The organism is Calothrix sp. CBUCES-K 9914 (genome assembly GCF_059640475.1).
The window spans coordinates 18009-41914 of record NZ_JBXXZH010000060.1 but is presented as its reverse complement, the minus strand read 5'-3'; the positions used below and the strand labels follow the sequence as shown (position 1 = coordinate 41914).

Annotated in this window: 18 protein-coding genes; 6 read left to right on the top strand and 12 right to left on the bottom strand. The window is 40.7% G+C overall.

The annotated features are described in order from the left end of the window. Window positions 1-66: 66 nt before the first annotated feature. Window positions 67-849, bottom strand: coding sequence for a metal ABC transporter ATP-binding protein (locus AC2JBO_RS16030; protein ID WP_496954647.1), 783 nt, complete (start codon window positions 847-849; stop codon window positions 67-69). A gap of 243 nt (window positions 850-1092) precedes the next feature. Continuing rightward, window positions 1093-2106 (bottom strand): metal ABC transporter substrate-binding protein, encoded by a 1014-nt coding sequence (locus AC2JBO_RS16025; protein ID WP_496954646.1) that lies wholly within the window; start codon window positions 2104-2106, stop codon window positions 1093-1095. Window positions 2107-2406: 300 nt separating this feature from the next. On the opposite strand from AC2JBO_RS16025, the gene AC2JBO_RS16020 reads away from it, so the two are divergent. Further along, window positions 2407-4038: an iron uptake porin gene (locus AC2JBO_RS16020; RefSeq protein ID WP_496954645.1), complete on the top strand. Its 1632-nt coding sequence runs from the start codon at window positions 2407-2409 to the stop codon at window positions 4036-4038. 380 nt (window positions 4039-4418) lie between these two features. Here the strand turns inward: AC2JBO_RS16020 and AC2JBO_RS16015 are convergent, their stop codons facing one another. From AC2JBO_RS16015 to AC2JBO_RS16005, 3 genes are all read right to left on the bottom strand, one after another. Further along, window positions 4419-6164, bottom strand: a complete 1746-nt coding sequence (locus AC2JBO_RS16015; protein WP_496954644.1) for an Rqc2 family fibronectin-binding protein — start codon at window positions 6162-6164, stop codon at window positions 4419-4421. Between the two features lie 148 nt (window positions 6165-6312). After that, window positions 6313-7095 (bottom strand): SDR family NAD(P)-dependent oxidoreductase, encoded by a 783-nt coding sequence (locus AC2JBO_RS16010; protein ID WP_496954643.1) that lies wholly within the window; start codon window positions 7093-7095, stop codon window positions 6313-6315. 80 nt (window positions 7096-7175) lie between these two features. Beyond that, complete coding sequence (locus AC2JBO_RS16005; protein ID WP_496954642.1) at window positions 7176-7625, bottom strand: MarR family winged helix-turn-helix transcriptional regulator; 450 nt, start codon at window positions 7623-7625, stop codon at window positions 7176-7178. A gap of 873 nt (window positions 7626-8498) precedes the next feature. Here AC2JBO_RS16005 and AC2JBO_RS16000 point away from each other — a divergent pair. Beyond that, complete coding sequence (locus tag AC2JBO_RS16000) at window positions 8499-10748, top strand: DUF1796 family putative cysteine peptidase (protein ID WP_496954641.1); 2250 nt, start codon at window positions 8499-8501, stop codon at window positions 10746-10748. A gap of 344 nt (window positions 10749-11092) precedes the next feature. Here AC2JBO_RS16000 and AC2JBO_RS15995 read toward each other — a convergent pair whose 3' ends face one another. From AC2JBO_RS15995 to AC2JBO_RS15980, 4 genes are all read right to left on the bottom strand, one after another. Beyond that, complete coding sequence (locus AC2JBO_RS15995) at window positions 11093-12598, bottom strand: acyl-CoA synthetase (protein ID WP_496954640.1); 1506 nt, start codon at window positions 12596-12598, stop codon at window positions 11093-11095. A 339-nt stretch (window positions 12599-12937) separates the two neighbouring features. Continuing rightward, a complete protein-coding gene (locus AC2JBO_RS15990) occupies window positions 12938-13327 on the bottom strand; it encodes a hypothetical protein (protein WP_496954639.1) in 390 nt (129 codons plus the stop codon). A gap of 287 nt (window positions 13328-13614) precedes the next feature. Beyond that, window positions 13615-14034, bottom strand: coding sequence for a QcrA and Rieske domain-containing protein (locus AC2JBO_RS15985; protein WP_496954638.1), 420 nt, complete (start codon window positions 14032-14034; stop codon window positions 13615-13617). 112 nt (window positions 14035-14146) lie between these two features. Continuing rightward, window positions 14147-14836, bottom strand: a complete 690-nt coding sequence (locus AC2JBO_RS15980) for a Coq4 family protein (RefSeq protein WP_496954637.1) — start codon at window positions 14834-14836, stop codon at window positions 14147-14149. A 603-nt stretch (window positions 14837-15439) separates the two neighbouring features. Here AC2JBO_RS15980 and AC2JBO_RS15975 point away from each other — a divergent pair. Further along, window positions 15440-15733: a hypothetical protein gene (locus AC2JBO_RS15975; protein ID WP_496954636.1), complete on the top strand. Its 294-nt coding sequence runs from the start codon at window positions 15440-15442 to the stop codon at window positions 15731-15733. Between the two features lie 16 nt (window positions 15734-15749). Here AC2JBO_RS15975 and AC2JBO_RS15970 read toward each other — a convergent pair whose 3' ends face one another. Together AC2JBO_RS15970 and AC2JBO_RS15965 are read right to left on the bottom strand one after the other, a co-directional pair. Next, window positions 15750-17213, bottom strand: coding sequence for a Uma2 family endonuclease (locus AC2JBO_RS15970; RefSeq protein WP_496954635.1), 1464 nt, complete (start codon window positions 17211-17213; stop codon window positions 15750-15752). Window positions 17214-17654: 441 nt separating this feature from the next. Further along, complete coding sequence (locus AC2JBO_RS15965; protein ID WP_496954634.1) at window positions 17655-18566, bottom strand: CoB--CoM heterodisulfide reductase iron-sulfur subunit B family protein; 912 nt, start codon at window positions 18564-18566, stop codon at window positions 17655-17657. Window positions 18567-18892: 326 nt separating this feature from the next. On the opposite strand from AC2JBO_RS15965, the gene acpP reads away from it, so the two are divergent. The 3 genes from acpP to tkt all read left to right on the top strand — a co-directional run bounded on the left by acpP (window position 18893) and on the right by tkt (window position 22712). Next, entirely contained in the window at window positions 18893-19144 is a 252-nt protein-coding gene (gene acpP / locus AC2JBO_RS15960) for an acyl carrier protein (RefSeq protein WP_496954633.1), read from the top strand. A 180-nt stretch (window positions 19145-19324) separates the two neighbouring features. Next, on the top strand, window positions 19325-20581 hold the full coding sequence (fabF, locus tag AC2JBO_RS15955) for a beta-ketoacyl-ACP synthase II (protein WP_496954632.1): 1257 nt from the start codon (window positions 19325-19327) through the stop codon (window positions 20579-20581). A 106-nt stretch (window positions 20582-20687) separates the two neighbouring features. Next, on the top strand, window positions 20688-22712 hold the full coding sequence (tkt, locus tag AC2JBO_RS15950; RefSeq protein WP_496954631.1) for a transketolase: 2025 nt from the start codon (window positions 20688-20690) through the stop codon (window positions 22710-22712). A gap of 73 nt (window positions 22713-22785) precedes the next feature. Here tkt and AC2JBO_RS15945 read toward each other — a convergent pair whose 3' ends face one another. After that, complete coding sequence (locus AC2JBO_RS15945; RefSeq protein ID WP_496954630.1) at window positions 22786-23832, bottom strand: HNH endonuclease; 1047 nt, start codon at window positions 23830-23832, stop codon at window positions 22786-22788. Window positions 23833-23906: the final 74 nt, after the last annotated feature.

The following is a 23906-nucleotide window of genomic DNA, read 5'->3' as shown; positions in this document are numbered from 1 at the left end:
CAGCACTCAGCACTCAGCACCCAGCACTCAGCACCCAGCACTCAGCACTCAGCACTCAGCACTTCATTAATGCTGGTGTCGATAGCGACTGAAAGAGGAACCATAGGTAGCAAGAAGGTTTTCTTGTGAGAGTGCGACTTCAGGTATACCGCTACAAACAACCGTTTGGTTCAGGCAAATAACACAGTCACAATTTTGGTTGACCATATCGATGTCGTGAGAAACTTGTAAAATAGTCCAACCCTCTTCAAGTTTAATTTGATTTAGTAAGGTATGGAATTCAGCCGTACCCTGTGCATCAATTCCAGCAAACGCTTCATCTAAAATTAATAGTTTCCTTGGTGCCACTAAGCAATAAGCAAGCAGAACCCGTTTAAACTGTCCTCCACTCAACGTCCCTATCGCTTGGTTACGTAAATGTAGTGCCGACGTTCGCGTTAAAGCGTTTTCAATAGCAGTATTTTTTTCTGTATTTTTCTTCCACCGAGAAAATAGTCCAGAACTTTGCTGTGAAGTTGTCCATCCTAAACCAACTAACTCAGATACAGAAATTGGAAAGCTACGGTCGAAGATAAAATTTTGTGGCATATATCCAATTTGGCGCCTCATGTTCCCTAAACGTGTAATTGGGCGCCCAAAAATCTGAACACTCCCACTGCTATGAGGAATTAAATCTAAAATTGCTTGTACTAATGTACTTTTACCTGCACCGTTTGGTCCAACTATTGCTGCATTCGTTCCTGGTTTCAATTCAAATGAAATATCACGAAGGGCTAGGTATTTCCCTTGGTATACTGTTAGACCTTGTACTTTGAGAATGGGAATATTACTCGGAATAGTATTTGTCATTTTAATGATTGGATAGTGAGACACAGAACAGCTATAAAGACACAGATGGATATGAATTATATCCACTAATGATTTCATGATAAATTATGATAAATATTTCTAAAAATTTTGGCTAAAAATTCTGGTGCGTAACGCCACAAGATTATTCTCTCTGTTGAAAGATTGTTGAATGCGTTACACACCCTACAAGATTATTCGCTCCTTCAAAGATTTTTGGATGCTTTACATGTGTTTATACATAAATTACTGGCAAGCGGATTTCAAGGTTTGCAAGTTTGATCTCATTGCTTGGAAGTAACGCTGCGGGTCTTTTTCTCCTGTTTCTAATGAATCTATTTCACGCAATGTTAAATTTAAATCTTTAGATAAACTTGTGAGCAGTTTATTATCTGTTCCTGGTTCATTAAATAATGTTTTAACTTTATATTTTTTCACTGTATTAACTACTTTTTGTACATCAGACGGCGCCAGCTGGTCTTCTGGTATTTCCACTACTGCCACTTGTTTAAGATTATATCGTTGTGCTAAATACGGATAGGCATCATGGAAAGTTATAAAGGTACAGCTAGGAGTCTTTTGTAAACCTTGCTGAAACTCGTTATTCAAGCCATCGAGTTGTTTGATATAGTTTGCCGCGTTTGCTTCGTATGTCGCTTTATTTACAGGGTCAGCAGCAATTAACCCATCACGAATATTCGTTACTTGCTGTTTTGCTAACACTGGGTCTAACCAAACATGTGGGTTAAGTGCTGCATGGTCATGGTCGTGTTCTTTTCCTGGTACTGCTTTTACAACGGGGGATATTTCATTTAATGGCTTTATTCCCTTACTCGCGTCAACTGGGAGCAACTTGGCATTTTGAGCATTCTTCACCGTGTCATCAAGAAATTCTTCTAACCCCAACCCATTTTTTACCAAAACGTTTGCAGTGGCAATTGCCTTAACATTTTCTGGTGTTGCCTGGTATTCATGAACTTCTGTCCCAGGTGGTACTAATATTTCTACATCTGCTGCATTACCCGCTACTGCTGTTGTAAACCAGTACATCGGGAGAAATGTAGCCACTACCTTGATTTTAGGTTTTCCTGGTTGTGCTTCTTTTGTTGACTTTGCCTCAGTTGCTTGCGGTGACGCTTCTGTTGTAGTTTGGTTATTAGTTGATGTCGTGCAACCTGCTGTAATTAAGAGCAGCAATAGTGCTGACAGTGATAACTTGTTACCTAAATTGTTCAATTTTCTCGGCGCCTTGCTTTTCATAAACCATGAACTCCCTTGTCGCCAAGTCCTTGACAACATAGATAATTAAATTGATAATGATTATCGTTATGCCATTCTATTCTAACTAACGATGGGCGTTAAAGTCAATCATCATTAGTAACAAATGCATTGCATTGATGCGGTTTACAAATTGCTTAGTTAAGAAATATGGATTTTTGATTAAAAAAGTAGGTGATTATCGGTTAAGACTTGATAATGCATATGAGAATATTTTTTAATTGACTAGTAATACTTAAGTATAGTATTAAGATTAATTATCAGTTTGTGTGAGGAGTAGACGTGAGAAGAATGTGGTTTAGAGCAGCTAGCCCTGCTATCATCGGTGCAGTTCTAGCGATGAATTCAGCGGTGTTTGCTGAAGAAACAAAACAGCAACAAGAAACTTCACTCTTTAAGGCGCCAGTAGTGGTTACTGGAAGTGGTACTCAACAAATAATGTCGCAAGTGACATCAGTATCACAGTTATCGGACGTACAGCCGACAGACTGGGCGTTTCAAGCATTACAGTCGTTAGTAGAGCGTTATGGATGTATAGCGGGGTATCCAAACGGAACATATCGTGGGAATAGAGCGATGACACGGTATGAATTTGCAGCAGGTTTGAATGCTTGTTTGGATCGAGTTAACGAACTTATTGCGACTGCTACGGCAGATTTGGTAAAGAAAGAAGATTTAAATACATTACAGAGACTGCAAGAAGAGTTCAGAGCAGAACTGACAACGCTGCGAGGACGGGTTGATGCGGTAGAGGCAAAGACAGCAGAATTAGAGGCAAATCAATTTTCGACTACAACTAAACTACAAGGACAAGTAGTAGCTGTTCTTAGTGATGTTTTAAGTGGAGATAGAGTTAACGGTGTTCGTCCGACAGACAATAATACAACTCTTGCGACTCGGACTCGCCTGGAATTTGTCACGAGCTTTTCGGGTACAGATACATTATTTACTCGACTTCAGGCAAATAATATTAGGAATACGATTCTTAATTCAGATGAAGGTACTCCAGAAGGTAACTTTTTCTTTGCTGGTGGAGAAGATAATAGTGTTGTCATTGATGCGTTGTGGTATGGCTTTCAATTAGGAAAATCAACCCAAGTCAAGATTCTCGCAAACGCAGGAGCAGCAGATGACATCACCGACATGGTTAATATATTTGATGGTGATGGCGCCTTTGGTGCTTTATCTAGCTTTGGAACCCGCAACTCAATATACTTACAGGTGAACGGTGCGGGTGCAGCAATAAATCATGACTTTGGCGATAAGTTAACGCTTTCATTAGGGTATTTAGCTGGTTCAAGCAACGACCCAACACCCAAAAATGGTTTAGGAGATGGTTCTTATGCTGCGTTAGCACAATTAACAGTGAAGCCAACCGAGCGGATAAAATTTGGTTTGACTTACATCAATGCTTATAGACAACCGTTTGTTACAGGTAGCAATCGAGCAGTATTGAATGTACCCTCTCCTATCGATGCTACAGTTCTTTCAGATGTACCATTCCAAACGAATTCTTACGGTTTAGAAGCATCAATTGGTCTTAGTGATAAATTTGTATTAGGTGGTTGGGCTGGTTATAGTGATAGCCGTAACATGACTACTACAGATGGTTTTCCTGACCGTGGTCGAGCAGAAGTTTGGAACTGGGCAGTTACTTTAGGTTTCCCTGACCTTGGTAAAAAAGGAAACTTAGCTGGCATTATCTTCGGTATGGAACCAAAAGTAACAAGTTCAAGCATTGATGGATTATCCAAAGACCAAGACACCTCATACCACGTCGAAGCCTTCTATCAATATAAAGTCTCCGACAATATTACAATTACTCCTGGTGTTATTTGGTTAACGGCGCCCGACCATAATGAAAACAACGATGGTACTGTTATAGGTGCCCTGCGTACCACGTTCAGCTTTTAGTAGCATGGTCAGGCAGGGATGCCTGACCCACAATCTGACCCACAATCTTGATTTAATATTTTTTTACACGGCTTAACATTTTGCAATAAATCTCAATATTTCCACGTAAGCAATATTACTTTAATGTATTATAAGTTTATAAAAAGCTAATCAAAATTTCAGTAGTATTTGTGATAAGATGATGACTATATTCAATAAAAAAATGACCAGTCTACCACAACCGGTCATAAATTAGTTTAGTCATCTTCTCAAAAGAGTAAATCCGGTTGCAAGTTCCCAAAACACAACAGGATGTTTTTCAATTAAATATTGTAACAGCCAACACAGATTTTTAGTTGACTTTTAACAAAAAAGTCAGCAAAGCTTAAATTGTGCTGTTTTTATAGTCTAGTCTCGACTCGCATCTCTACTTTTTGCGGTTGTCCCCAAAGGATGCGCTCATTTTTATAAATCGCAATTCCAGGTTTGGCACCTTTCGGTTTGTAGACGTATCTGGGTTGGGTGTAGACAACAGGCACTTGTTCGCTTTGACGCGCGCGGCTATAGTAAGCTGCGAGGTTAGCGGTGTGCTGTAAATCAACTTCGTCAGGAACATTACCAGCTTGGAGACGTAAAAGCACGTGACTACCTGGAATTTCTTGAGTGTGGAACCATAAATCGTAATCACCAGCAACTCGGAAGGTTAACTGGTCATTTTGATTATTGTTACGACCGATAAATATTTCCAGTCCGTTGGGAGTGCGAAAACGTCTAAAATTAATATCTTGGACTTTATCATTACTGCTGCGATTACGGTAGCCTGTATCTTCGAGGTATTTTTGGGAAACAAGTTCATCGCGAATTTCTTCGAGAGTTTGTAAGTCTTCAGCAGTTTGGTAGGTTTCGACTTGGGAAATGGCAGCTTCGACTTGTTCTAAGTATTCAACTTCAGCGGATACATCTGCTAATAATGGTTCTACCGCACCACGCGCACGCTTGAGTTTCTGGTGCTGTTTGTAAAGTGCTTGAGCGTTGAGAACAGCATTTTTATCAGATTCGAGAGCAATAGTAACAGGTGTACCGCTTTCAAAATCAGCCAAAGTTATTTTATCCATACCAGGCGCCCACTCGTGTAGATAGGCCATAAGTAAATCAGCTTTTTGCCGATATTCGTCCGCGCGTTCGCTTTGTGCCAATCTTTGTTTAAACGTGTTTTCCTTTTGCCGTAACTTCTCTAATATATTATTGAGCTTTTGAGTTAACTGATGTCGCAACTGCGAAAACGCTAATTGGTTAAGCTGAGTTGTATAGTAATCGTTGATAAGTTCTTGAGTACTACTAGCTTGCTTAATACCACCCCAACCTAAGACAGTGTAACCAGACTCTGAAAAAAAAGGTTCAAACTGGTTTGTTTCGAGTTTGTGTAACCATTCTTGCCAGCGTTGAAATAATCTTTGCCACTCATCGTTATTTAACTTATCGGTAGTTGCTTCCAAATCTAGATTCGCAGCAAGTAACATCAACTGTATTAACATTGGTGAAAGACCGCGATAAGTTTTGAGCAACTGTTTTTTCAAAGCGCCCGGTACTAAACTTACTTGTTCATGCCAGCGTTCAAACGACTCGCTCAAACTTGGGGCAGTATTCGTCATACGAGGTGGTGCCTCATACATTTGCCCAGTCAGGACAGTACGAACACTTGACTGTTGTTGATTTACTTGATGTGCAGTAGTGATAATCTCATTTTTGGCAGTGGTAAGCACGACATTACTGTACTTACCCATGATTTCTATATATATATGATATACAGCATCTTCACCTGGGCGCCGAGCAAACTGTAAATCAACAACTCGTTCCCAAGCGGCAATAGTTTCAACTTTAACAAGCGCCAAACCATTTAGCTGACTAACTAACTGTTGACTAAAAGTAAAAGTATCAGGAACTCTTGGAGGCGCCGAACCGATATGCAAACGCGCGGCTTGAGGATGCCAAGAAACCTCCAGCCACCCACGTCCCTTTAAAGTACGTAAAGCAATAGAAATAGTATTGCGGTCACGCTGGTAAACTTGTTCAACGCGCGAGGGTATCCAAGTCGCGCGCAGTTCGTTACAAACCGCAGTGAGAGTAGTAAAGTCAAAAGATTGCACAGCGATTTGTCCGTTTACATTTAACCTACAAAGCTAAGTATAGCTGAATGCTTGTATGGCAGGAGTTTTAGTTTTTTATATTCTCGCGTGCGTACAAAAAATTTATGAATGGTAGAGTGTAACCCTAATAACTTACTCCACTTACAATCTACTTAAAAGCACGTTGACTCACTCTCCCAACGATTGTTGCTAAAGCTGCACGCGGTAAGAAGCGTGGCAAGATGTTTGACTCCAAGGAATTTTTGAATCCTGGAATCACAAAATGTAGATCGCGCTCCAACGCTGACAACCCAACGCGAACCACTTTTTGCGGTGAATGTTTTCCAGCAACGACATCACGTCCCATTGCATCAAAGAAACCCGTATCGGTCGCACCAGGACACAGAGCTAGCACTTTAATTCCTCGTTGGCGGTACTCAACCCATAACGCTTCACTGAAAGAAAGCACAAACGCTTTCGTGGCTGCGTAAACCGCTTGCCGAGGTAGCGGATAGAAGCTTGTGGTTGAACCAATATTAATAATGATGCCTTCGGATTTTGTCAACATTGCTGGAACAAAGGCATGAGTTAAATCAACCACAGCGCCAACGTTGAGCATGACTTGCTGATGGTCTCTGGCTGGTTCAATTGATTCAAACAGCCCATGAGTACTGAACCCAGCATTATTGATCAACATATCCACACTTAACTGCCGACTTTGCGTTTCCTCATAGACACGCCATCCCTCTCCTTCAAGGCTTAGATCGGCTGCAATGACCTCAACGTTAATGTTGTATTGCTGACGAAGCAGCGATGCCAATGCCTGTAATCTATCTTCAGAACGTGCAACGATTACAAGGCTCAAGCCTCGGTTTGCTAATTCGTGAGCAAATGCTTCTCCAATGCCGTTCGATGCCCCAGTAATCAAAGCTGTTTTTCCAGCATAGTTCATCGGTCTTCTTGTGTTAAACATATAAGATTCAGTAATTGAAAAATTCAGTTTTTGAACTTTACGGTCAAAAAAAGATTGCTTTACAAGTTCGTAAGTAGGTTTGCTCTCTGCTGATTGAGGGATGTTGCTGCTTTTTGCATCATCCGCAGCATCTCTTGCTGCTCTTTTTCGTTCAGGCTCCTTAGAATCGCACGACTTACCTTTCTATAATTCTCAATTTCCACCTCATAAATTTTCTCTCCTTCAGGAGTGAGACAAATTCTGACAATTCTGCGGTCTTCTTCAGAACGAACGCGCTCTATATAAGCTCGTTTGACTAAGGCATCGACAATTCCAGTAGTGTTAGTTATACTAAGTTTTGCCCGTTCAGCAATCTCTCGCATCATGAGGGGCTGGAATTGACCGACGACACTGATGACGCGGCATTCCGGTTTATTGAGATTGAGCGCTTCTCCAGAACTCTGCTGGGCGACCTCAAAAAGGTCAGCGAAAGTAGCAATATATCTCGTTAATTCGTCTGCCTTGTCCACAATGATGTTGCCTAGATGGTGTTCTTATTATAAACTTCAAAAATTGAACAATTCAAATATAGCTATATTATTCCCCCTTGTCAACCTTCAAAGATTTCGGGTGGTAGATTAATCGCTGACTGCAATATTTATGTACTAGCATTGCTCTAACTCTTATACGGCGCCAAAGCTAATAAAGATCACCATAGCAAAACATCATTTTTGTAATAGATTATACAAGCTCAATGCTTCGCTAGCGTCCTTTGTTCTTCCTTGCTGTCTATATAATTTTATTGCGGATTGCGAATCTTTAATTGCTCCTTGTTTATCGTTACACAGACCACGAGATAAAGCTCGTACTATACTTCGCACTTGTGGATATAGCACTGATTCTAAATATTTAAATTGTTAGTAAAGGCGCCTCTTTGAATAACTTATTATGACTATTGGTGCCTCAAACCCGAAGCGCAAACTACCAGTCAGTGGCACATATTAATAGTATTTTTAAGTTATTTGAATGCATAAACAGCATAATTCAGTGCCAAATAATCAAGACTTTTGATATATTAAAAACAGCGCGGTATTTTTAATTTCTTCAACCAAATTAAGATTTGGTAATCATCATTAAGATTTTTTTAAAATTAGATTTAAAAATAGAATCTAAGCTACTTTTAAATCTTTATAAGATAAAATCGAATAAACAAGTTATACCAATCATTGATTAACTTAGGCTGGCTTATGCCACCTTACCCTTGCTAAAAGCAAGGTCTCATGAGCTTCTGCCTAGGAGTTTGTCTGAAAACATTTAAGCGTAATTATACTTAAGTTTATTAGTCAGATCAAATAAAAGTGTTACATAATAATACCGTGAAAGCGGATGTGAGGATTCAACCTATGTATAAATTCCAGGTTAGTGCTTACACGCAAACTGGTGAATCTATTGCTATAGTCGGTTCTACTCCAGAATTGGGATTGTGGGACATTGCTAAATGTGTTCACCTGCGTACAAGTGGCGAACATTATCCAAAATGGTGGACAGACAGAAAAATCGACATTCAGCCATCAAAGGTTCTAGGCGCCTCTAAGAAAGTGGAATATAAGTATGTACGTCTCGATGCAAAAGGGCGTGGGCAATGGGAAGCTCTAGGTTCAAACCGTTGGTTGCCGCTCAAAGAGCAGGAGCAAAGTACTACTGTTGTGGATGATGGTGTGTTTGGTTATTTGCAGCCTTATCCATTCGGATATATTGAGGAACCTGTTACGAAGCCTTTGGAAGAAGGGTTTCTTGGGCTAAAAATTGTGGTTATTGGTAGTTCTGTTGCTGATGGTCATAAGGCATGGTTGTTGAAAGGTTGGGTCAAGTTATTAGAAGAGACTTTGCAGCAGAAATATGGGCATAGGGTGGTAAATGTATCAGAGGTGGGGGCAAATGTCACCCGAACTATCGACCGATTTGCAGAAGTTGTTACAAAAGAACAACCAGATATCGTCATTATTGCCTTGTCTCTGGGTAACGAAGGATTAGCTTACTGTCCCCCTCACGAACGACGGGCTATACAGCGGCGATTTGAAAGTGGCTTGCAAACTCTAGTAAAAATGACGCGCGCACTAGGAGCAAGACCGATTTTAGGCGGAGTCTATCCTAATGGCGCCTATTCCCCTGAGCATTACTTTCTGCTAAAGGACACACACAACCGGATGTTGACATGGGGTGTTCCAATACTCGATTGGTTAGCAGCAGTGGACGATGGGCAGGGACGTTGGCGTCTTGGGATATCCTTCGACCCATCTCACCCCAACACAATTGGTCATAATCTCATGTATCAGGCAATCGACCTGAACCTGTTCCAAATTGACAAAGACGAATTAGCAAGAGAATTGCAACGCTTCCGGGAACCGAATGAAATCCCGATTTATCGTGACAATGCAGGCTTTTATGTCGGCGCCTGTATCGAAGAGAAGCGTTTGCGGATCAGCAATCCATCAAAATATACATATACCATTGCTCCCTATTGGCAAGAACTGCAAACTGTACTGCGAAGAAAAGCAGGATTGATCCCAGGCATCTACATTGCAAAAAATCCTCAGAAAGGAACACTCCCCTTTTTTGCTGTACAGGAAAATGGCGCCATCTCCAAGGAGCTAGAAATTCCTCCTGGTGCTGACCTGGAATACAGTGCTGCCTTCAACCTCTTTGCGCCGAAAAACTCACAAGTTTTGTTCTATGATGGACATCTAGGGGTTCTGTATGACGACGCGCGTCATCTGTGGGTGATTAACGAATCAGACCACGAATACAACATTCATCCGATGTGGAAAGAGGTGCGTCTAGCACTAAAAGCCATGCCAGCAGGTGTATATGAAGACCCCCTGTATCCCGATATTCCTTTCCGCACCATGATGATTGGCAGCTATGGACTTGAAAGTCGGGTTAAACTCCCACCCCTGTCTGCCGTGTTATTCCAATACAAATGTAAATTATCAGACATTAGCCGTGTGGCAATTGTGCCGTTAGGGGATCGCTGTGCCGTCCGGATGATGCTTTATAAGATGGAGTATGATGGTCCTGCCTTTCCATTTGATTTGACGCGCACTACTAATATTGCAGATGTCGCGGATATCATCGAAAACCGTTTTTATGATATGTGGAATCCAAGCTTCCTGCATTACAACCCAGATGCAGGTAGAATCTACCACAGTAAATGGGGGGGTCTGTCCTTTGCCCATGAAGTTGAGGACACAGATGACCCAACAAGCGATATGTCCCCCGTCCATGAACGGATGCGCGTTAGGTATACCGCGCGGTCACAAAGATTTTGGTACACAATCCAGAATTGCGACAAAGCGCTTTTCGTCCGCACAGGTATTGCTTCTAGAGGTGGTGTGATTGATTTGGTCAACAAGCTAGAAAAACAATGTCAGGGCAAACCATTTCAACTTCTAATTCTTTCTCCCCAAGCTTCTGATGAGTTTTCAAACCTCCCTAATGTGCTGCACTATAATGTCGAGTTTAATCCTGACCTTATGTATGATGACTTAGGACACTGGATGTACTGCACAGAGGTGATGCGCGGAATTCTCGAATCTCTTGGCATATCCAGCAAAAACCTTTTTTGGTGTCCGCCAAATCCCCCAAAGGTTTAAAACTGTAGCACGGGCCAAAGCGCCTGTGCAGTGACATATATTTTTTACCACAGAGACACAGAGTACACGGAGAGAGCAATAAAATACATAATCCCTCACAATGGTTGGACATTTAACCTGACACCATAAATGTAAATATTGCTACTCTAATTATTATTAGTTCAGTATTATTCGCATTTATTAACGCTTTTTTACAAAACAAATATGTCTGGTTAGTCGCTTTTTGATACAGCTTAAAGCTTTCTTACTGATATCATAATTATAAATAGGCGCCAACTTATAGAAGCATTAAAAAAATTCTTCCTTTGTGTCCTTTGTGCCTTTGTGGTTCATACTCTTAAAACTTATGACTTAAAAAGCTCAACCACCGTTGGCTTAATCACTTTCCCCATAGCATTGCGCGGTAATTCTTCAACTATGAGAATTCGGCTTGGTATCTTATAAACAGCCAATTGCTCTTTTGCCCAACTTCTCAAAGATTCTAGTGTCAACTGGCGTTGCGGTTGCAATACGATAGCGGCACAAACTCGCTCGCCCCACTCTGGATCAGCAACTCCCACTACTGCACATTCCTGAATATCTGGATGAGAGCGCAGCGCTTCCTCAATTTCTAAAGCTGAAACTTTATAACCTCCAGTTTTGATGATATCTACGCTCATTCTTCCCAGAATACGATAGTTTCCATCAAGGACTACAGCAAGATCTCCAGTACAAAACCAGCCATCTTGAAACGCTTTAGAAGTTGCTTGGGGGTTTTGCCAATATTCCAGAAACACTCCAGGGCTTTTAACTTGGATTTCTCCCGGCGCCCCTAGTGGTGATAATCCAGTTTCATCCACTAATCTAACTTCCACTTGCGGCAAAGGCTGACCCACATATCCTGAGTAGCGCTGACCGTGTAAAGGGTTTGATAGCGCCATACCAATTTCTGTCATCCCATAGCGTTCAAGTAGAAAATGGCTGCTGATGGTTTGCCACTTTTCTAAAACTTGAACTGGTAAAGCTGCTGAACCAGAAACCATCAAGCGCATTTTGGCACAGCCTGCTGACATAATTTTTTGGCGTTCGTGCGATTCTTTTTCCCAAGCAGCAATTAACTTCACATAAATAGTTGGTACTGCCATAAATAGGGTTAAGTCACCGTCACAAATTCGGTTCCAAACGGTTTGGGCATCAAAGAAGCTCAACATATGGCACTCCGCCCCAGCCCATAAAGCACAAGTGAGTACGTTAACAATCCCGTGAATATGATGCAATGGCAGTACATGCAAAATGCGGTCGCTCTTATTCCATTCCCAAGCGGTGATTAAGCTAGTGACTTGAGCTTGGATATTTTGATGGGTAGTAACTACACCCTTCGGTTTACCTGTTGTACCGCTTGTGTAGAGAATTAGCGCGCGTCTATTAATATCTATATTTGGGAGGCGAACAATATGATCTGGAAGCGTTTCTGAGGTGAGGATAAATCGCAAATTTTGTTCAGTAGCGATTGGGCGTAGTATAGCTTCAAAATTTGGATGGGCAACAATAATCGATGCTCCTGAATTTTTAATCACATACTCTAACTCAGGTCGCGGGTGGGAAATACAAAGTGGTACAGCTATTCCACCAGCGCGCCAAATCCCCCACTGAGTAGCTACATACTCAAAACCAGGTGGGATTATATAAGCAACTCGTTGCTCTTGTAAATCTTCTGCATCCATTAGAAGACATGTTGCTATTGAGGTGGAGGTGTGCAGCAAATCTCCATAGGTAAATGCTCCAACTGTTGTAGCGTTGGCGCCGTTCTGAACAAGAATCGCTATTTTCTCGTTATATTCTTGAGCGCGGGTAATCAAAGGAAGATTCACTTTTATTTACCAATTTCTCGTTAATTTCACTCTCAAGGTAATTGTACCAACAACTTAGGTCGCCTATGTAACAACTTAGATTATTAAACAATCTGATGATATAGGAAATTCAATCATTTAAAGCCTATAATAACTGTTCAGAAGGCGCCTGCAAACAGAAGGCACCGATAATTAATTAAATAAATATCTTTATGAGCGGTTACTAGTGCAGCACGGCTAAAATAACTATCCAGTTAAAAAAGCCTGAAAAGTTTATGAAATCAAGTTTTCTTTCTTTTGCCTTTTAACTTTTAACTTTTGCCTTGTTGCACTAGCTAATTCAAACGCGAATTATATGAGTTATAAGCCTCTAACTATTGCTTCGCGTAGAATTACACCACCATTTCTCTTAACAGTCAAGTTCCTATTGGTTTTGGAGACACCATATGTGTATTCGCCATTAACAGCTTCAAAATATCTTCCTCTGTTTTTAGTACCATCTACCGAGAGAGGTAGGCGTATTGTTTTACCAGTCTTTTTATCTACACCGACATAACTAAGTGGTGAATCACTACCGCAGATACTAACCCAAAAATTCTTTGTCTCAGCAGCAACGAATACGCTGTCATACTTGCTACAATAGTTACGTACTTCTTTTGCTTGAGCAGTTTGTGCAAAAGGTAGTGAAAGCGAACAGACACCAGCTACAGATAGAACTAGACGGCGCAAAGATTTAGAATTAACTTGCATATTTATTACGAAGAGTGTGGTTGAATTTGATACTATTTTCTTCAGCGTGTGTCTTCGCAATTCCTGAAAAGCTAATATTTTTTTTCGCCATCAGCAAAACGAATAGGCCTTACAAAATAACAATCGGAATGCATCCGGCTTTATAATTACGTTCCAATTCCGTGTTTTAGTGCAAATCGAGGAGTTACATTTGTTTGTGCCCAAGCTCAGGTCGATGTCCGCTTCAAATTGAACGGCGCCGCTGCGGACAACTTCCAATATTAAGTTTTAAGCATTACAACCTCTTCCTACACTGCTTTTACCAAAATACCATCTCCCTCAATTTTAATCGCATAGGTTGTCAAGGGTTCTGTAGCAGGCCCAGTTAACGCCTTACCATCTGCCGCAAATGTCGATTTATGACAAGGACACAAAAATTTATTTTCTGTTGCCTTCCAATCGACTTTACAACCTTTATGAGTGCAGCTAGGATTGACGGCAACGAGATTTTTTGATTTTGATGTGCCTACAACCAAAACTGAACCTACAGGAGAGTTTTCATTCAGTAACTGACCAGTTTTATCCAGTTCCGCAACTTTACCAACATTTTGCCAGTCTTTTGATGTAGTCTTGGTCGATTTATCTGAATTGCAAGCTGCAAGCGCAAGCGGAAGAGAAGAGGCTATTCCACCAACACCAAATAAAGTTATAAAATCACGCCGATTCATAAAACGCTAAATTTTTATGATTTTCACTATTTTCTTTGACCTAACTAAATTAACACATTCGGGGTTGCGAATAATTACAGAACGGTAGGGAGCATTATATTGATATCACCCTTTAAGGAATATATTCATCTACAACTACAACATTTAGTTCTTCTCTCAATTGAGCTAAAGGTTTATCCCAGTTTTCTTCCCATTTTTGTGCTAAGAAGGGTTTAGCTTTAGCACCCATCCGATAGCCAATTGCAATTTGCTCTAAAAGAAGCCCCAACTCTTCTGGTTGAGTAAATAAGGTGCGTAGTAAACCCCCAGCAATCAGTAAGATAGGTAGCGGAATGCGAATCTGAGCAAGACAAAATGCTTGTAAGCCAAGTTCAGCATTAACGCTACTACCCAGTCCTGTAACTAAATGCCAAATATCGTGAGTTTGGCGTAAACGAGTCAGTATATAACTTGTATCATCAATTACTGGTAATGCACGATAGTAATTTGGATCAAAGCCAGTTTGCTCTATATATTCAGCAAAACATTTTCCCAAAGACCCTGAAGGAAGCTTTGCAAGGCTTACTAAATTTGGTGCAGGAGCAAGATATCGCTCTTGAACAATTTCCTTAACCCCAGGTATTGTTTTAACATAATCAATTGCCATCTGAGTTGCTTTTAGCTTAATCATGCCATCTTCAATATCTGGCGTAGCATCTGCTCTACCTGGATTAAGCGCTAAAGTAACGGTTCCTTTTAAAGTAGTCAAAAAGTCTAATCTTAGTTTGCTATTTTTTCCATGAAGCATAATATTTAGTGTCAAAATTACTTTTACTCATCAATACGAGTCTAACTATCTTTTCATACATATGTCGTCTGTTAAATTACGGAAAACAAAGGAGAATCTCGCAATATCCTGCAAATGTAGGGTCTAACCCAATACTACTCGGTTAAAACATTTTTCTAAAATAGATACCCCCTTGAAAGCGCGTGGAAGGGGGGATAAATTTATTATTTTAACGAACATATAGGAACTTTTTCCTATACCGTTAGCTCATCTTAATTACTGTATAAATAGCTTACTACGAAACGTTGATTTTATGCATAAATTACCTGTGGTATGCGCGTTTGCGTTACTGCTAGTTAACCCTTGCCTTTCTATTGCCGCGACAACTAAATCCTTTAATACATCTACTTTTTGTCGTAATGAGCTACAAAAAACTAGTTCCGATAGAATTTCTTTGCTGGACAATGAATTATCCTCAATCATATTAAAGGGTCAGGTTGAGCAAAGTATCACTCAAATTAATCGAAAGAAGTTTGGAAACCTTATCGACAAAAATTAACGCTTTGGAGTCATGAAACACTGACTTACGATGAAGATTTATCAGGTGTTCCAGATTATATAGTGACGAACAGAAATTCATTGAGTACTATTGTATTTGATAAACCTTATTTTTTAACTGCTGAAGCCAAACAAGACAAATTTGAAGAAGGTTGGAGTCAGTGTTTAGCTGAAATGATAGCAGTGCAGCGAATTAAGAGTAATTATAATTCAGATGTTTTTGGGATTGTTTTCAATGGTAAAATATGGCAGTTCGGGAAGTTAAACTCTGATTTATTTACTAGAAACAAATATTTGTATGCAATTCAGGATTTAAATAAGTTATTTGCAGCTGTGAACTATATTTTTCAACAGTGCTGTTCACAAATATTGTAGTTCGCATCTCATTTTATTATATATCCACAAATCCGCGCGTAATAGCGTTTTCATCATCGACTGTTAGATACTCACCTTCGTCCATAACCCTAATTTCTGGTTGTTTGCTCAAATTAGACAGTGCTTCGTAAATTTTATAATCTTGACCTTTTGGTATATCCCAAACAAACAAGATTATATTCGACCAATAATTTAAAGGTTTTGAACTAGTCAAATCACCAATTACCGCGATTCGTTCTATATTAAAGTCACTACGTAATAACTTTGCAGCTTGATGTGCTAGTTCCCACCACTGCGCTTTACGCTCTGAGTCCTGTTGCTCAAGCAAATAACGCTGTTTAATTGCACTTATCCAAGCTTTTGGCGATAATACTCTTATACTGCTAGTTAAACCAAACGTCATTAACAGCATTCCAATTATATTGCGAATACCAATTTCCCCACCAATTTGAGGTCTACCATCCCAAAATTCAAACTTTGCTGGTGGCGCCCAACAAATATACTCCTCAAAACTAATTAGTGTTGGTGTAAGCTGTAAATCTGGGGCAAACGCCAAACGACCCCAACCTAAAACATCTTTGATACCTGGAATTCTTTGATAAGGTTGTTCGGGAACTTCCAAAGTAAATAACTTTTGGTCTAAACTACTACCATACCAATTATCTTCGCACCAAAGTTGTTCGGGATGGAAAACCAAACCGCGAATACAGCTTGGATGATAGCAATTATCGGCATCAACTCCGCGCGCTTGGTAAACACCGTCATTCAAATTGAAAAATTCTGTTTGTTGTGTTTTTGCATCAAGTATCCAATATTCCAACACACCCGCAGCAGCATAAAAATCACGCTTGATAACACGGTCAGCATATTCGTGACCAGGACGCACAATTTCTATAACCAGTTCTGCTGCCCCTGATAAATACCACGAGTATAGTTGATTACGATTACTCTTATTAGTAAAAAACATCACATCTGGCGTAAATCCATTATTACCCAAACGCATTACAAAATCTCTACTAAAGCTATTACCATCAACAAGTTCAGCTACTCGCCACAACGCAGTTGAAAGTTCAGTACGGACACCATTATGCCTGTTTTCGTCGTCACCTCTATACCCTGCAATTAAATTTTCAGGTTCGTATGATTCACGTTGCATTACCGATTCTAAATAATCTACACTTTCAATAATATTGCTTGTCGGTTGATAATTTCCTAAACCATAAGCAGCAGCAAGCGCTTCAACCCACTTTTCTAACGGTGCCAACGCAACAGCAGCACCTGCACCCCAACCTTGAAGAATCTGCCGTAATAACAACCGACTTCCAACTATACTATTACCAACTATTAACTTATTGTCAATTAATTCCAACTTACCTTCGGCGCCAAAGTCACAGAAATCATCGAATAATTCTCTGCTTATTGGGTATCCATCTTCTGGGTTAATATCAGGGTTGTCATGTTCAGAAAAATCATCTGACATAATTTTCAACTTTGGGCAGTAGTTTGATTGTTAACAGGAGAAGCACTATACGTTTGCTACATTATAAGGCTAAATTAAAACCTCAGCATGAATACCCAATTGATTATGTAAACCTCGAATCATCTCTAATGTCAAAGCCTGCTTACGGCAGAGTTAACCAAGCAGCTATCCATAATATTACTTGCTTACGCTTGTACACAAAGTATTGCTGTCTGTTGTCGAAGACAAAATATAGAGATTCACAGTCTGTCGTCTTTGGATAAAAGGTGGTTGGCATCCACCCTTAGAAGACCGACGACAAGAAAGTTAAAAGCGCTCAATTTTAATCCCCCCCTTGATAAGGGGGAAAATATTTGAATTGATTTTGATAATAGAATGACTTTATTTTAATCATTAAATGATTCAACCCCCCTTATTAAGAGAGGCAGGGGGGATCAAAATTTATGCTACTAAGGTGCCCAATTTCTCTAGTACAGGTTTTGTTGATACGATGTGTCGTTCTAGACCTAGTTCTTTTGGACTAATATCTAGTGCTAAAGCTATTAATTGGGGTAAGTGTAATATTGGTAAACCTAGTTTTTGACCGATAACTTTTTCGACTTCAGGTTGACGTGAGTCTAGGTTGAGGTGACACAAAGGGCAGGGTGTGACTATACAGTCGGCGCCTGATTCTATGGCATCTTGAATATGAGTACCTGCCATTTTAAATGATTCAGTGGTGGCGTAACTAGAAAGCGGCCAACCACAACATTGTGTACGACCTCGATAATATATTGGTGTTGCCCCAACTGCTCGAAACACATTTTCCATCGCTTCGGGTCGGAAGGGGTTATCGTAACTGTTTTTTTGAGCGCGCAGCAAGTAACAACCGTAAAATGCAGCGCACTTTAACCCGCTTAATTTACGAGTCACACGGTTTTGAATTTCTTCCAAACCGTAGTCAGCAACCAAAGCATATAGAAGATGTTTGACTTCGGTGCTACCGCGATATGGCAAACAGCCTTCTTTTTGCAATAAGCCATTAACTTTATCAATATAGTTTGGATTGCTTTGCTGACATTCTTTTAAACGTTGATCAACATGCCCTATCACACCTTGGCATGTACTGCAATGGGTTAGTAAGGGCAAATTTAATTCTTCGGCGAGAGTTATATTGCGCGCGTTCACAGTATCTTCGAGTAATTGCGAGTCTTCTTTGAAAGTGCCAGAACCACAACATGAAGCTTTTTTAAGTTCCACTAGCTCGATGTCAAGCGCGCGCGCAAGAGCAGTAGTAGATAGATGGAGTTCACCACAAGCACCCTGAGCGACACAACCCGGATAATAAGCGTACTTTAATCTTTGAGATACCATAGTAGTTAACTCGCGTAAATTCCAAAGCCTTGATTAATACTGTTTTATCACTCCCACGAGTATATCGATTTGGGCACCGTATTGTAACATTACTGTTGAGCCTAAAACTCCGGTAGTCATCACAAACGGCACATCGGATGTTATATGCTGGGATTTGTGTATCTAATCTTTTATTCCGTGAGTGAAAAGATAGAGATATAAAATAAACAACGGAACGCCGAGGAAACGCATGTGCGCGCGCTCGCGCTTTCCGATAAGATGTAATATGCTTTCAAAGCAATTGTTTACGACTAGCGGATTATAGCAACTGGTTGAGGAATTTAACGATGAGCCAAACGGAAACTTTTGAAAAGGTCAAGAAAATTGTAGCTGACCAACTGAGTGTAGAAGCCAACACAATTAACCCCCAATCCAATTTTGCCAACGACCTAGGTGCAGATTCCCTCGATACTGTTGAACTAGTAATGGCTTTGGAAGAAGAGTTTGATATTGAAATTCCCGACGAAGCCGCCGAAAAGATTACCACCGTTCAAGAAGCAGTGGACTACATCAATAACAAAGTTGCCGCATCTGCGTAAATACAGTGAAAAGTGCTGAGTGCTGAGTGGAAAGTTAGGAGTTGGGAGTTAGGAGTTAGGAGTTAGGAGTTATTAGATTTAATATCCCACTCAGCACGACTCACTTAGCACGACTCACTTAACACTCAGCACGACTCACTTAGCACTCAGCACTTAATTAGAGCTACCTGAACTATTGTCATGACAGAAGATTTTAAACGTAAACGTGTTGTTGTAACTGGTGTTGGCGCAATTACACCAATTGGTAATAATCCATCCGAATACTGGTCTGGACTGATAAGTGGACGTAATGGTATTGGTAATATTACCCTATTTGACGCCACTCGCCATGATTGCCGTATAGCTGGCGAAGTCAAAGACTTTGATCCACAAAACTTCATGGATCGCAAAGAAGCCAAGCGGATGGATAGATTTTCCCAATTCGGAGTTTCGGCAGCAAAACAAGCACTTCTAGACGCGCAATTAGTTATCAATGACCTGAACGCTGAACAAATCGGTGTCATGATTGGTTCGGGTATTGGTGGCTTGAAAGTCATGGAAGAACAGCAAACTATTTACCTCAACCGAGGTCCAGACCGCTGTAGTCCTTTCATGGTGCCAATGATGATTGCCAATATGGCATCGGGTTTAACCGCGATTCAAATAGGCGCCAAAGGTCCGAATTCCTGTCCGGTAACAGCTTGTGCAGCAGGCTCAAACGCCATTGGTGATGCGTTTAGGTTGGTGCAAAATGGATATGCCCAAGCGATGATTTGCGGTGGTGCGGAAGCTGCGATTACCCCTTTATCGATAGCGGGTTTTGCTGCTTGCAAGGCGCTTTCGCTTCGTAATGATGACCCCCAAACAGCTTCACGTCCTTTTGATTTGGGTCGTGATGGATTTGTAATGGGCGAAGGTTCGGGCATTTTAGTATTGGAAGAATTGCAACACGCTTTAAGCCGAGGTGCCCGTATTTATGCGGAAATTGTGGGTTATGGCATGACTTGCGATGCATTCCACTATACATCCCCACCACCCGGTCATGAAGGCGCCGCTCGAGCAATGCGACTGGCTCTTAAGGACGCAGGAACAGACCAGAGCTTAGTTAGTTACATCAACGCTCACGGTACAAGTACCCCAGCAAATGATTCAGCAGAAAGCACTGCCATTAAAACTGTATTTGGAGAACATACTTCAAAAATCGCAGTTAGTTCCACAAAATCGATGACCGGACACCTTTTAGGCGCCTCCGGTGGTATCGAAGCAGTAGCAACTGTACTCTCTATAGCCAACGACCAGGTTCCACCCACAATAAACCATAAAACCCCAGACCCCGCATGTGACTTAGATTACGTACCAAACGTAAGCCGAAAACTCAAAGTTGACGTAGCATTATCCAACTCATTCGGCTTCGGTGGTCACAATGTCGCGCTAGTCTTTAAGAAGTACATCCCCTAATAATTCGCTTCCGGGATGATGAAATAAATTGCTTAAAAAAATTTAAAATTTCTTTAGGCAATGTGAACTCAGAGAGTGCTAACCCGTCGTTAAGAACAATCGTATTATGGCTGTTGCAACCCAAACCCCCACCAAGACCCTCGAAGAAATTTGTATTAACTCGATTCGCTTTTTGGCAGTAGATGCCGTAGAAAAAGCAAAGTCTGGACACCCAGGACTGCCAATGGGCGCCGCTCCAATGGCATTTGTACTCTGGGATAAATTCTTGCGGGTTAATCCCAAAAATCCTAAGTGGTTTAACCGCGACCGTTTCGTATTGTCAGCAGGTCACGGGTGTATGTTGCAGTACGCACTGCTATACCTAAGTGGTTTTGATAGCGTGACGATAGAAGATATCAAGCAGTTTCGTCAATGGGGGTCACGCACCCCTGGACACCCAGAAAACTTTGAAACAGCCGGTGTAGAAGTTACTACCGGGCCATTAGGACAAGGTATTGCTAACGCGGTTGGTTTAGCAATAGCAGAAGCTCACCTAGCAGCGAAGTTCAACAAACCTGATGCCAAAATTGTTGACCACTATACCTACGTAATACTAGGTGATGGTTGCAACATGGAAGGGGTTTCTGGTGAAGCGTGTTCTTTTGCAGGACACTTGGGATTAGGCAAACTGATAGCTCTGTACGACGACAACCACATCTCTATTGATGGTTCTACAGATGTAGCATTCACTGAAGACGTTTCTAAGCGTTTTGAAGCATACGGTTGGCATGTACTACATGTCGAAAATGGTAATACAGATTTAGAAGCAATTGCTCGCGCAATTGAAGAAGCAAAATCTGTCACCGATAAGCCTTCGATGATTAAGGTGACAACCACCATTGGTTATGGTTCACCCAACAAGCAAAACACTGCTGGTGTTCACGGCGCCGCATTAGGTGGTGATGAAGTAGCACTTACCCGTCAAAACTTGGGATGGGAACACGAGCCTTTTGTGATCCCTCAAGATGCTCTCGACCATATGCAAAAAGCTATTGAGCGTGGCGCCAAAGCCGAAAGCGAATGGAACAAAGCTTTAAGTGACTATAAAGCTAAGTACGCTTCTGAAGCTACTGAATTTGAACGTTATATTAGCGGCAAACTTCCTGATGGTTGGGAAAAAGTATTACCTACTTACACTCCCGAAGATAAAGGTGTTGCAACTCGTAAACATTCCGAAACTTGTCTTAACAAACTAGCAACAGTACTACCTGAGTTAATTGGTGGTTCGGCTGACTTAACCCACTCCAACTTAACGGAAATTAAGGGTAAAGGCGACTTCCAGAAGGGACATTACGAAAACCCAAACATTCACTATGGTGTACGTGAACATGGTATGGGCGCCATTGTAAATGGTATAGCACTACATGGTTCAGGCTTAATACCTTACGGTGCGACCTTCTTAATTTTCACCGACTACATGCGCGCGGCTATCCGTTTATCTGCTTTATCCGAAGCTGGGTCTTTATGGGTAATGACACACGACTCAATAGGACAAGGTGAAGACGGACCAACACACCAACCAGTTGAAACAATTGCTTCATTACGCGCAATTCCTAAACTCACAGTAATTCGTCCTGCTGACGGTAACGAAACCTCTGGCGCCTATAAAGTAGCAATTGAAAAATCAAAAGCTAACGAACCTACATTATTAGCTTTCACTCGTCAAAACGTACCCAACTTAGCTGGTACATCGATTGAAGGAGTAACAAAAGGCGCCTACACGATTGTAGACAGCGAAGGAACACCCGATATTATTTTAATTGGTACAGGTTCCGAAGTAAGCCTTTGTGTTAGTGCAGCAGAAAAACTTACTGCTGAAGACAAGAAAGTTCGTGTAGTTTCCTTCCCTTCTTGGGAATTATTTGAAACTCAAGACGAAGCTTATAAAGAATCCGTTTTTCCCAAAGCTGTTACAAAGCGTGTATCCGTAGAAGCTGGTGTTAGCTTCGGTTGGCACAAATACATCGGTACAGAAGGCGCCACCGTTAGCATCGACACATTCGGTGCATCGGCGCCTGGTCCTGTTTGTATGGAAAAATTCGGTTTCACCGTTGACAACGTACTCGCAACAGCTAAAAAAGTACTAGGCTAATTTTCCAACATTCGTATTCCGTAGGGTAGGCATCTTGCCTGCCCTTTTTTTCAAGCCAAATAAAATTACGCATTTATAACTCAGAATGGTACCGTTTATAAAACTTAACCCATCTTTTTTGCAGTGCTAACTTACTTGGCTTTAAGCTGGTAGAACATAGAAGTTTTTTACAATGCCATTCTTTATAACCAGCAATCTTAACTTTAGGATGGAAGAACAACTTTAAGTCTTTTGGACAAATACCCAGAAGATCAAGATCAAACAAAGTATGTAAATCAGCACGCAGAAGCAAACCGTTTTCTGGATGATTATCTTCCTCTCCGCGATATGGTGAAATGTGAGCGGCTTCCAAAATGTCAATTATTTCACAACCAGTAATCATACATCTGTCGCCATAGCGTGAACGTAATGCTTGCCTAAATTCAGATTGTCCACGACGTTCTCTAATTTGCTGCATTATCAGTTGGCGACGATCACTTTCTGTTGGGCAATAAACAATAGTATTTGAATTATCATCATTTTTATTTTTATCAGCATCATCTCTTTGAAGATATTCAAGGTGACTATTTTGATTAAGAAGCTTTAAGACGGCAGGTGCATTTTTGAGTAAAGTTGTTTCAATTTGTTCCAAGTCAATTAATTGGATTGATAGCTGCTTGGTAAAATTTAAGCAAGCTTTTTGTAGTGCCTTAACACCAACTGCTCCTTCTGCTGGCACAAAGCTATTACCAAAATTTGCTGTAAATATTTTACACGGTACAGTTTTTTTCAGAGGTGTGTTAAACTCATGCTTACAACTATAGCAACGAAACTTAAACTTTTTTGTTTTTCTTATATAAAGCTTTGTTTTACGACATTTCGGACAATACAATAGTTCTTTTTTCCCTTCACTATCTTGAATTATCTCAATTCTTGCAATACCTAAAAGTTGGGTTTTGTTGCGTAGTAAAACCAGGTCGCCTTTAGCGATTTGACAAGAATTTGGTACATCGTTATTGTACTGATATAGTTTTGAAGTTTCGTCATTGTAGCCTGTGTTACCTGCATAATTCCGCTGTTCTCCAAAGTCACAAAGTAACCATGCTTGTGGTTTGTTGCCCTCTAAGTTGAATTGAGACATTTAATATATTTTTATAAAGGATATTATTAACGTACCCAATGGCAACATAGTCTTTATCACTTACTAGATACTGT